Genomic DNA, 11,375 nt, shown 5'->3' on the forward strand with positions numbered 1-11,375 from the left:
CGGCGGCCGATCAGGCCGAACAGGCGCTGTCCCAGACCCAGGGGGCGCTGGAGCGCGCGGAAACCGCGGTCGAACAGGCGCGGCGCGCCGTCGACGATGCCGTGCTGCGGGCGCCCGAGGATGCCGTGGTGACCGACAAGTCGGTGGCCCCCGGCCAGGTGGTCGCCGCCGCGCGGCCGGTGCTGACGCTGGCCGCGCTGTCGGGGCTGGAGGCCGTCTTTCACGCGCCCGACGACCCGCTGCTGCACGACATCCTGGGCCGTGACGTACGGATGGAGACGCTGGACGTCGACCGTCCCAACATGGTCGGCACCGTGACCGAGATCGCGCCCCTGGTCGATCCGCAGACCGGCACGGTGACCGTGCGCGCGCGGCTGCTGACGCCCAATGCCGGGATCGTCCTTCTGGGCGCCTCGGTGCGCGGGCATCTGAGCATGGCGATGGAAAAGGGCGTGGTCGTGCCTTGGACCGCCCTGATGCGGTCGGGCGACGATCCGGCCGTCTGGGTGGTCGACGATGACGGGCGCGTGGCGCTGACCAAGGTGGTCATCAACCATTTTGCGGACAGCACGATCTTCGTGTCCGAGGGCCTGTCCGACGGACAGCGGGTCGTGGGCGACGGGGCGCAGCTGCTGTATCCCGGCCGCCGGGTCCAGCCGGTCGCGGAGGGCGTGCAATGAGGGCGCTGATCCTGGCCGGCGTGCTTGCGCTGGCCTGCGGGCCGGCCGCGGCACTGTCGCTGCCCGACTGGCTGGGCCTTGGCGGTCAGGCCGAAAAGCCCGCGGCCCCGCCGCGCCCGGTGGTCAGCGTGATCGTGGACGATCGCGGCCTAGACGCGCGCTGGATCCCCGGCGTGGTCGAGGCGCGCACCCAGGTCCAGCTGGGCTTTCAGACCCTGGGTCGGATGATCGCGCGGCCCGTCGATCTGGGCGATCAGGTGGCGGCCGGCGATCTGCTGGCGCAGCTGTCCACGGACGATCTGGCCGCGACAACCCGCGCCGCGCGCGCCGCCGTCGATGCCGCGGACGTGCAGGACCGCACCGCGCGCGCGACGCTGGAACGCACGCAGGCGCTGGCGGCGCGTAACGTCGCGTCGAACGCCCAGCTGGAACAGGCCCAGCAGGAGGCCAGCGCCGCCGCCGCCGCGGTCGAGCAGGCCCGCTCGCAGCTGCTGCAGGCCGAGGATGCCGAAGGGTTCGCCAAGATGACCGCGCCTTTCGCCGGTGTGGTCAGCGCCGTCTATGAGGCGCCGGGCGCGGTCGTGGATGCGGGCGCGCCTGTGATCCAGCTGTCGGCCCAGGACACCCCCGAGGTGGTGATCGACCTGCCCGAACAGGCGCTGGTCGGGCTGGCACCGGGCGCCGATTTTACCGTCTGGCATCGCAGCGACCCCCAGGTCGAGATCGCCGCCACGCTGGACCGGGTCGACCCCATCGCCGACAGCGCCACTCGGACGCGGCGGCTGTACCTGACGCTGCCGCCGGGCGCGCCGTTCCGCCTTGGCGCGCTGGTGCGGGCGCGGTTCGGCACGGTCGACGCGCCGTCTTTGTCGCTGCCGGCCGAGGCGCTGGTCGCGACCGAGGGCATGCCCTTCGTCTGGCGGGTGATCCGGGACGATGCGGGGGCGCGGGTCGAACAGGCCCCCGTGCAGGCGGCGGCCCCCTTTCGCGGGCGCGTCTCCATCACCCACGGCCTTGACGCGGGCGACGAGGTCGTGATCCGCGGCGTGAAATCCCTGGCCCCCGGCCAGCCCGTCGGCCGGAGGCTGGAGCCGTGAGCACCCCCAAGACCCGCTTCAACCTGTCCGACTGGGCACTGAAGCATCGCAGTTTCGTGTGGTTCCTGCTGATCGTGTCGATGATCGCGGGCACCATCAGCTATCTGAACCTGGGCCGCGAGGAGGACCCGGACTTCACGATCAAGACGATGATCATCGGCGCGGCCCTTCCCGGCGCCACCATCGACGAGACGCTGAAGCAGGTCACCACCCGCATCGAGACCAAGCTGGAGGAGCTGGACGAGCTGGACTTTACCCGGTCGGTCACGACGCCCGGCCAGGCGGTCGTCTATGTCGAGCTGGACCCCACCATCCGCGGCCCCGCCGTCCCCGAGGTGTGGAAGCGGGTCCGCCAGATGATGGGCGACATCCGGCCCGAATTTCCCCAGGAATTCGCGGGCTTTCAGTTCAACGACAATTTCGGCGACGTGTTCGGCAACATCTATGCCTTCACCGCCGACGGATTCACGCCGCGCGAGCTGCGCGACCGGGTCGAGGCGATCCGTCGTCAGGTCGCAGCCCTGGACGCCGCCGGCAAGACCGAGCTGCTGGGCGTGCAGGATGAACAGGTGTTCCTGGAGTTCTCCGCCGCGCGGCTGGCGGCCCTGGGCCTGAACCAGGCGCAGGTGATCCAGACCCTGGCCCAACAGAATGCCATCGCGCCGTCCGGCGTGATCCAGGCCGGGCCCGAACGCATCCTGGTGCGCGTCGGCGGCCAGTTCGACGGGGCGGAATCGATCGAGGCCGTGAACCTGCGCGTCGGAGAGCGGTTCTTCAATCTGGGCGACGTGGCTACCGTCACACGCGGCTATCAGGACCCGCCGACATCGCTGTTCCGCCACAACGGCCAGCCTGCGATCGGGCTGCAGATCGGCATGCGCCAAGGCGGCAACATCCTGGAATTCGGCGCCGAACTGGAGGCGCTGATGGACCGCATCGCCGCCGACCTGCCCATCGGCATCGAGATGGCGAAGTTCGCCGACCAGCCGCATGTGGTCGAAGACGCCGTGGGCCATTTCGTCAAGGCCCTGGCCGAGGCCGTGGCCATCGTCCTGGTCGTCAGCTTCATCAGCCTGGGCCTGCGCGCGGGGCTGGTGGTGACGCTGACCATCCCGCTGTGCCTGGCGATCACCTTCGTGATCCTGGACCTTTACGGCATCACGCTGCAGCGGATCTCTCTGGGCGCGCTGATCATCGCCCTTGGCCTGCTGGTCGACGATGCGATGATCGCCATCGAGACGATGATCTCAAGGCTGGAGATCGGGGAATCGCTGACCGATGCGGCCAGCTATGCCTGGACCTCGATCGCCTTTCCGATGCTGACCGGCACGCTGGTGACGGTCGCGGGCTTCATCCCCATCGGTCTGAACAGCTCTGCCGCGGGAGAGTTCACTTTCTCGCTGTTCGTGGTGATCGCGGTGTCGCTGATCGTGTCCTGGATCGTGGCGGTGCTGTTCGCGCCGCTGCTGGGGGTCACCTTCCTGCGGGCCGACATGGGGCATGGCCACAAGGGGCCGGGCCGGTTGCGGCGCGCCTTCCACGGCCTGCTGCGGGCGGCGATGCGGTTCAAGTGGCTGACCATCGCGGTGACGCTGGCGATCTTTGCGACATCGGTCTGGGGGATGCGCTTCGTGGAACAGCAGTTCTTCCCCACCTCTGACCGGACCGAGGTGCTGGTCGACATCACGGAACGCCAGAACGCCTCGATCGCGCGGACCCGCGCCGACATGGACCGGCTGGAGGCGAGTCTAGCGGATGATGACGACGTGCTGTTCTGGACCTCCTATGTGGGGCAGGGGGCGCCGCGCTTCGTGCTGTCGATGGACGTGCCCACGGCAGGGCCGCATATGGGCCAGATCGTGATCCAGACCCCCGACCTGGCTGCGCGCGACCGCGTCAAGGCGCGGCTGAGCGCGCTGGCGGCCGCCGAATTTCCGGGCGTCGACATCTATGTCAAGAACCTGGAAATCGGCCCGCCCGTGGGCAAGCCTGTCCAGTACCGCGTGACCAGCCCCGACACCGACGCTGCCCGCGACGCTGCCCAGGGCCTTGCCACGCTGATCGCCTCCGAGCCGCGCCTGCGCGACATCGCGCTGGACTGGAACGAGCCCGCGCGCATGGTCCGCCTGGTCGTGGACCAGGACCAGGCCCGCCGGCTCAGCGTGACCAGCCAAGACATCGCCCAGGCCCTGTCGGCCCTGTTCAGCGGCACCAGCGTGACGCAGCTGCGCGACGACATCTTCCTGATCGACGTGGTCGCGCGCGGCGTGGCCGACGATCGCCAGTCGCTGGCCTCGATCCGCAACATGCAGCTGAACCTGGCGGACGGGCGGGTCGTGCCGCTGGCCGCGCTGGTGACGCTGGAATACGGATCCGAACAGCCGCTGATCATGCAGAGAAACGGCCTGCCCACCGTCACGGTCAAGGCCGCCATCGGCACCGCCGACCAGCCCGCGACCCTGGTCACGGCGCTGGCTGCGCAAGTGGCCGAATACCAGGAAACCCTGCCCCCCGATGTCCGCATCGAGGTCGGCGGCAGCGTCGAGACCTCGGCCGACAGCCAGGCGCCGATCGCCGCGGTGGTGCCGGTGATGCTGCTGATCATGGCCGTCCTGGTCATGGCGCAGATGCAAAGCTTTCGGATGTCGCTGGTGGTGATCGCCGCAGCCCCCCTTGGCCTGATCGGCGTGGTGGCGGTACTGGTGCCCTTTGGCGTGCCGATGGGTTTCGTGGCGATCCTGGGGATCCTGGCGCTGATCGGCATCCTGATCCGCAACTCGGTCATCCTGGTCCATGAGATCCAGGAGTTGCTGCACAAGGGCCGCAGCCAGTGGGACGCTGTGTTCGAGGCCTCTGACAGTCGCGCGCGCCCCATTCTGCTGACCGCGGCTGCGGCGTCGCTGGCGCTGATCCCGATCTCGCGGCAGGTGTTCTGGGGGCCGATGGCCTATGCGATGATGGGCGGCATCATCGCCGGCACGCTGGTCACGCTGGTCTTCGTGCCCGCGCTCTACTGCGCGGTGTTCCGGGTCAGGCCGCCCCGCTCCTAAAACGTCCGTCCCCAAGCCGATCAGGGCCTGAACCGTTTGGGCGGGGGGTCCGGGGGGCGGCAGCCCCCCGGCCGTCGCGGGACGCAAGAGAACGCCCCGGAACCGCGTTCCGGGGCGCCCGTGCCTCACTCGGCCGCGTCGCGTTTGGGCAGGACCCAATCAGGGCGCGGGAAATGGCAGGTATAGCCGTTGGGGAACCGCTCCAGGTAATCCTGGTGCTCGGGCTCGGCCTCCCAGAAATCGCCCACCGGTTCGACCTCGGTCACGACGCGTCCCGGCCAGATGCCGGATGCGTCAACATCCACGATCGTGTCCAGCGCCACCTGCTTCTGTGCCTCGTCCGCGTAATAGATCGCGGAACGATAGCCCGGCCCGATGTCGTTGCCCTGCCGGTTCGGCGTGGACGGGTCGTGGATCTGGAAGAAGAACTCCAGCAGCCGGCGATAACTGATCAGGTCGGGGTCGAACATGATCTCGATCGCCTCGGCATGGGTGCCGTGGTTGCGATAGGTCGCGTTAGGCACGTCGCCGCCGGAATAACCGACGCGCGTCGCGATCACGCCCGGCATGCGCCGGATCAGGTCCTGCATGCCCCAGAAGCAGCCACCGGCCAGAACCGCACGTTCAACCATGATGCGCCTCCTCGACCTGGGCCAGATAGTCGCCGTAACCCTCGGCCTCCATCCGGTCCTTGGGGACAAAGCGCAGCGACGCCGAATTGATGCAATAGCGCAGCCCGCCCTGATCGCGCGGACCGTCTGGGAAGACGTGGCCCAGATGGCTGTCGCCGTGCTTGGACCGCACCTCGACCCGGACCATGCCGTGGGTGGTGTCGCGATGCTCGGTCACGTTGCCGTCGATGGGCTTGGTGAAGGCGGGCCAGCCGCAACCGGAATTGTATTTCGTGCTGCTGACGAACAGCGGCTCTCCCGAGACGACATCGACATAGATGCCCGCATCGAAATGGTGGTCGTATTCGCCGGTGAAGGCCCGCTCGGTGCCGTTCTCCTGGGTGACGCGATACTGCTCCGGGGTCAGCCGGGCGATCGCGTCGGGGGTTTTCTCATAGGCCATCTGGTCCTCCACGGATGGGACGGTTCGATCCCCTATATGGGAAGCATCCCGCCCATCCGCAAAGGTCACAGGCGCGAAACGGCCTCTTTCGCGGCTTGATATTCCGCAGCCAGCCGGTCGATGCGCGCGCCCGCCGGTTCCACCGCCCGCACCGCGCCGATCCCCTGGCCCGCGCCCCAGATGGTGGACCAGGCCTTGGGCTTCGACGATCCGTCGCTGAAATTCATCGCGCTGGCATCCGCCCCCGCCAGATTGTCCGGGTCCAGCCCCGCCTTGCGGATCGACGGCGCCAGATAGTTGCCCGACACGCCCGTGAACAGCGACGAGGTCACGATGTCGGCCGCCGTGCTGTCCACGATCATCTGCTTGTAGTCGGGCTGGGCGTTCGCCTCCTCGGTCGCGATGAACGGGCTGCCGATATAGGCCAGATCAGCCCCCATCACCTGCGCCGCCAGCACCGCGCGCCCGGTTGCGATCGAGCCCGACAGCAGCAGCGGCCCGTCGAACCAGTCGCGGATCTCCTGGATCAGCGCGAAGGGCGATTGCGGCCCGGCATGCCCACCCGCGCCCGCCGCCACCGCAATCAGCCCGTCGGCGCCCTTTTCCACGGCCTTCTTGGCGAACATGTTGTTGATCACGTCATGCAGCGCGATCCCGCCGCAGTCATGGGCGGCCTGGTTCACCTCGACCCGCGCGCCAAGCGAGGTGATCCAGATCGGCACCTTGTGGCGGTGACAGATCTCGATGTCACGCTCCAGCCGCGCATTGCTGCGATGCACGATCTGGTTGACCGCGAAGGGCGCGGCGGGGTGGTCGGGGTTCGCTTGGTTGTGACGGTCCAGTTCCTCTTCGATCCGGGTCAGCCAGGCGTCCAGCATGGACGGCTCGCCGTCCTTTTCGCGGGCGTTCAGCGCCGGAAAGCTGCCGACGATGCCCGCCTTGCACTGCGCGATGACCAGGTCGGGCCCCGAGACGATGAACATGGGCGAGGCTATGACCGGAATGCGCAGGCCCTGCAGGATCGGTGGCAGCATGGATGATCTCCCTTGGATTTGCGTCACGATGCCCGCGCCTTGGGCAACGGGCAAGCCGTGACGCGGCGACAGGGCGGCGGCACTGGCCATCACGGGTGCCGCAGCGTAAGCCGGGGGCGGAATTGCACATCGTGAAAGGCCCGCCCCATGATCCGTCCCGCCCTTGCCCTGATGCTGTCTGCCGCGCCCCTGGCCGCGCAGACCCCGGACGACACGCCCCGCACCGCCGTCATGTCGGCCTTCGAGCCGGAATGGATCAGCCTGCAGGCCGATCTGGAGGGGGCCGAGACCCAGACCATCAACGGCACCGAGTTCATCACCGGCACCCTGTCGGGGCAGGAGGTCGTGCTGTTCCTGTCGGGCGTGTCGATGGTCAACGCGGCCATGACCACCCAGATGGCGCTGGAGCGGTTCGACATCGAGGCGATCGTGTTTTCCGGCATCGCGGGCGGGGTCGATCCGGCGCTGAACATCGGCGACGTGGTCGTGGCGGACCAGTGGGGCCAGTGGCTGGAGACGGTCATGGCGCGCCGGACCGAGGACGGCTTCGCCCTGCCGAGCTTCCTGGAATCGCCCTTTCCGAACTATGACATGATCTATACGCGCGAGACGACCGTGGCCTCGGACCGGGGCGAGCCCGAGACGCGGTTCTGGTTTCCCGCCGACCCGGCCCTGCTGGAGGTCGCCGCCCGCGTCGCCGAGGCGACCGATCTGGCCGACTGCAATGCCCAGAACGACTGCCTGACCACCGCGCCGCAGATCCGCGTGGGCGGGAACGGCGTGTCAGGGTCGTCCTTCATGGACAATGCGGGGGTGCGCGACTGGCTGTCCACGACCTTCGAGGCCCAGGTGGTCGACATGGAATCGGCCGCCGTGGCGCAGGTGGCCTGGGCGAACCAGGTGCCGTTCATCGCCTTCCGCTCGCTGTCGGACCTGGCCGGCGGCGGCGAGGGCGAGAACGAGATGGGCGTCTTCATGTCGCTGGCCTCCGACAATTCGGCGGCGCTGGTCAAGGCCTTCCTGGCCGAGATGCCCTGACGGAAACGGCCCCCGGATCGCTCCGGGGGCCGTCTTCCTTAGTGGATCGGCGGGCGCGGGCCTTCGCCGATCGCGCCAAGCCGCGGTCCCGCCTGGCCCACGCGGTTGCCGACCAGCAGGCCGTCCGGCCCGGCGCTGACATGGATGGTCGCCCCGTCCATGACCTCTCCGGACAGCAGCAGTTCCGCAAGCGGGTCCTGCAGGGCGCGCTGGATCACGCGCTTCAGCGGGCGCGCCCCGAAGACCGGGTCGTAGCCCTGATCGGCCAGCCACATCCGCGCGGCGTCGTCCATGTCCAGCGTGATCTTGCGACCCGCCAGGCGCTTTTCCAGCCGCGCCATCTGCACCGTGACGATCCCGTCCATGTTCGACCGCGAGAGCCTGCGAAAGATGATGATCTCGTCCAGGCGGTTCAGGAATTCGGGGCGGAAATGTCCGCGCACCGCCTCCATCACCTGATGGCGGGCGTCCGAGGCATCCGCCTCCTCGGGCAGATGCGACAGCGCCTGAGAGCCCAGGTTCGAGGTCAGGATGATCAGCGTCTGCTTGAAGTCCACCGTCCGGCCCTGGCCGTCGGTCAGCACCCCGTCGTCCAGCACCTGCAGCAGCACGTTGAAGACATCCGGATGCGCCTTCTCGACCTCGTCGAACAGGATCACCTGATAGGGCCTGCGCCGCACTGCCTCGGTCAGCACGCCGCCCTCGTCGTAACCCACATAGCCCGGAGGCGCGCCGATCAGCCGGGCCACGGAATGCTTTTCCATGAACTCGGACATGTCGATGCGGACCATCGCGCTGTCATCGTCGAACATGTATTCGGCCAGCGCCTTGGTCAGTTCCGTCTTGCCGACGCCCGTGGGCCCCAGGAACAGGAAGCTGCCAAGCGGCCGGTTCTCGTCGTTCAGGCCCGCGCGGGCGCGGCGGACGGCATTGCTGACCGCGGTCACGGCCTCCTGCTGGCCGATCACGCGCTTGCCGATCTGCTCTTCCATCTTCAACAGCTTGTCGCGCTCGCCCTCCAGCATCTTGGCGGTGGGGATGCCGGTCCAGCGTTCGACGACCTCGGCGATCTGTTCGGGGCGGACGGCCTCCTCAACCATCAGACCGTCGCCCTGCTCGGCCTCGGCCAACTGCTTCTCCAGCCCAGGGATGATGCCATAGGACAGCTCTCCGGCGCGGGCCAGGTTCCCCTCGCGCTTGGCCTGATCCAGGTCGGCGCGGGCGCGGTCCAGCTGCTCCTTGAGGTCGCGAGACCCCTGCAGCTTGTCGCGTTCCGCCTGCCAGCGGGCGGTCATCTCGGCGCTGCGCTCCTGCAGGCCGGACAGGTCCTTCTCCAGCCGTTCCAGCCGGTCCTTCGATGCCGCGTCGTCCTCCTTCTTCAGCGCCTCGGCCTCGATCTGCAGCTGCAGGATCTGGCGATCCAACTGGTCCAGCTCCTCGGGCTTGCTGTCGACCTCCATGCGCAGGCGCGAGGCCGCCTCGTCCATCAGGTCGATGGCCTTGTCGGGCAGGAAGCGGTCGGTGATGTAGCGATGCGACAGCGTCGCCGCCGCGACCAAAGCCGCGTCGCTGATCCGCACGCCGTGGTGCAGCTCATACTTCTCCTTGATGCCGCGCAGGATGCTGATCGTGTCCTCGACCGTCGGCTCCTCGACCAGCACGGGCTGGAAGCGCCGGGCCAGGGCCGCGTCCTTCTCGATATACTTGCGGTATTCGTCAAGCGTGGTGGCGCCGACGCAATGCAGCTCGCCCCGCGCCAGGGCCGGCTTGATCAGGTTGGCGGCATCCATCGCGCCGTCGCCCTTGCCCGCGCCGACCAGCGTGTGCAGCTCGTCGATGAACAGGATGATCTCGCCTGCGGCGGTCTCGATCTCCTTCAGGATCGACTTCAGCCGCTCCTCGAAATCGCCGCGATATTTGGCGCCCGCAATCAGCGCGCCCATGTCCAGCGCCATCAGCCGCTTGTTGCGCAGGGATTCCGGCACGTCGCCGTCGATGATGCGCAACGCGAGGCCCTCGGCAATGGCGGTCTTGCCGACGCCGGGTTCGCCGATCAGGACGGGGTTGTTCTTGGTGCGCCGCGACAGGACTTGCATGGCGCGGCGGATCTCCTCGTCACGGCCGATGATCGGGTCGATCTTGCCGTCGCGCGCCGCCGCCGTCAGGTCGCGGGCATATTTCTCCAACGCCTCATAGCTGTCCTCGGCGGATGCCGTGTCGGCGGTGCGCCCCTTGCGGATGTCGTTGATCGCGGCGTTCAGCGCCTGCGCGTTGACCGAACCCCCAGCCAGCGCATCGCGGGCGTTCGTGTTGACCATGGCCAGCGCCATCAGCACCCGTTCGGCGGGCACGAAGCTGTCGCCGGCCTTCTTGGCCACGGACTCCGCCTCGTCCAGCACGCGGACCAGCGTGGGGTCGACATAGACCTGACCGCTGCCCGACCCGCTGACCTTGGGCTGTTTCGCCACGGCGGCATCCACCGCCTCGCGCACGCGCTTGGCGTCGCCGCCCGCACGGGTGATCAGGTTCGAGGCCAGTCCCTGGTCGTCATCCATCAGCGCCTTCAGCAGATGCTCGGGCATCACGCGCTGCTGATTCTCGCGGATCGCGATGGTCTGGGCGGATTGCAGGAAGCCGCGCGACCGTTCCGTGAACTTTTCCATGTTCATCGGCAGTACTCCTTTTGCAAAGCCCCCGTGCTGGTGGCGCCCTGTTGCGGCACGCCCCGGTCCGGGTCTGATGGATCAGATTTGGGGGGGTCGCGGGGTGGTTTCAAGCATGTCATAAGGCCCGCGGAACAAAGAAGGGGATGCGTGATGGATGACCGGCTGATCGTGGCGCTGGACGTGCCGAATGCCGTGGCGGGGCTGGACCTGGCGGGACGCCTGGGCGACGCCGTGGGCTTCTACAAGATCGGGCTGGGCATGCTGACCGGCGGCGGCCTGGCCCTGGCCAACGAGCTGAAGCAGGAGCACGGCAAGCGCATCTTCCTGGACATGAAGCTGTTCGACATCGGCGCGACCGTCGAGGCCGCGGTGCGCGGCCTGGCGCAGTTTGACCTGGACTTCCTGACCGTGCATGGCGACCCGCATGTGGTGGCGGCGGCCAAGCAGGGGGCTGCAGGGTCGAACCTGAAGATCCTGGGCGTGACCATCCTGACCTCGCTGGACCGGGCCGACCTGGACGCGGGGCTGATGCAGGCAGGTGATCTGCACGACATCACCGTGGAACGCGCCGCCCGCGCCTTCGAGGCGGGGGCCGACGGCATCATCTGCTCCCCGCGCGAGGCCGCCGACATCCGCGCCCTGCCGGGGTCGCGCCTGATCGTGACGCCGGGCGTGCGCCCCGCGGGCAGCGCCCTGGGCGACCAGAAGCGGGTCGAGACGCCCGCATCGGCCATCG

9 protein-coding genes are annotated in these 11,375 nt (G+C 68.4%); 5 read left to right on the top strand and 4 right to left on the bottom strand.

What is annotated here, in order from left to right; genetic code table 11:
- The 3 genes from FHD68_RS14530 to FHD68_RS14540 form a co-directional block, all read left to right on the top strand.
- The coding region (locus FHD68_RS14530; RefSeq protein ID WP_139086098.1) for an efflux RND transporter periplasmic adaptor subunit at positions 1 to 680 on the top strand (680 nt) is incomplete at its 5' end.
- Positions 677 to 1,777, top strand: a complete 1,101-nt coding sequence (locus FHD68_RS14535; RefSeq protein ID WP_127897697.1) for an efflux RND transporter periplasmic adaptor subunit — start codon at positions 677 to 679, stop codon at positions 1,775 to 1,777. The genes FHD68_RS14530 and FHD68_RS14535, both read left to right, overlap by 4 nt.
- On the top strand, positions 1,774 to 4,827 hold the full coding sequence (locus FHD68_RS14540) for an efflux RND transporter permease subunit (protein WP_127897698.1): 3,054 nt from the start codon (positions 1,774 to 1,776) through the stop codon (positions 4,825 to 4,827). Before FHD68_RS14535 ends, FHD68_RS14540 begins: the two co-directional genes overlap by 4 nt.
- A gap of 125 nt (positions 4,828 to 4,952) precedes the next feature.
- On the opposite strand, the gene msrA is transcribed toward FHD68_RS14540, so the two are convergent.
- From msrA to FHD68_RS14555, 3 genes are all read right to left on the bottom strand, one after another.
- A complete protein-coding gene (gene msrA, locus FHD68_RS14545; protein WP_127897699.1) occupies positions 4,953 to 5,459 on the bottom strand; it encodes a peptide-methionine (S)-S-oxide reductase MsrA in 507 nt (168 codons plus the stop codon).
- Complete coding sequence (msrB, locus tag FHD68_RS14550) at positions 5,452 to 5,901, bottom strand: peptide-methionine (R)-S-oxide reductase MsrB (RefSeq protein ID WP_045982827.1); 450 nt, start codon at positions 5,899 to 5,901, stop codon at positions 5,452 to 5,454. The genes msrA and msrB overlap by 8 nt, the downstream gene beginning before the upstream one ends.
- 65 nt (positions 5,902 to 5,966) lie before the next feature.
- A complete protein-coding gene (locus tag FHD68_RS14555) occupies positions 5,967 to 6,935 on the bottom strand; it encodes an NAD(P)H-dependent flavin oxidoreductase (protein ID WP_127897700.1) in 969 nt (322 codons plus the stop codon).
- Positions 6,936 to 7,082: 147 nt separating this feature from the next.
- On the opposite strand from FHD68_RS14555, the gene FHD68_RS14560 reads away from it, so the two are divergent.
- On the top strand, positions 7,083 to 7,973 hold the full coding sequence (locus FHD68_RS14560; RefSeq protein ID WP_127897701.1) for a 5'-methylthioadenosine/S-adenosylhomocysteine nucleosidase: 891 nt from the start codon (positions 7,083 to 7,085) through the stop codon (positions 7,971 to 7,973).
- Positions 7,974 to 8,011: 38 nt separating this feature from the next.
- Here the strand turns inward: FHD68_RS14560 and clpB are convergent, their stop codons facing one another.
- Complete coding sequence (gene clpB, locus FHD68_RS14565; protein ID WP_127897702.1) at positions 8,012 to 10,642, bottom strand: ATP-dependent chaperone ClpB; 2,631 nt, start codon at positions 10,640 to 10,642, stop codon at positions 8,012 to 8,014.
- Between the two features lie 147 nt (positions 10,643 to 10,789).
- Between clpB and pyrF the strand changes: the two genes are divergently transcribed.
- Positions 10,790 to 11,375, top strand: a 586-nt coding sequence (gene pyrF / locus FHD68_RS14570) for an orotidine-5'-phosphate decarboxylase (protein WP_167550413.1), incomplete at its 3' end; no start/stop codon positions are given.

The sequence above is a fragment of the Paracoccus marcusii genome (assembly GCF_006151785.1).
Classification (GTDB): Bacteria; Pseudomonadota; Alphaproteobacteria; order Rhodobacterales; family Rhodobacteraceae; genus Paracoccus; species Paracoccus marcusii.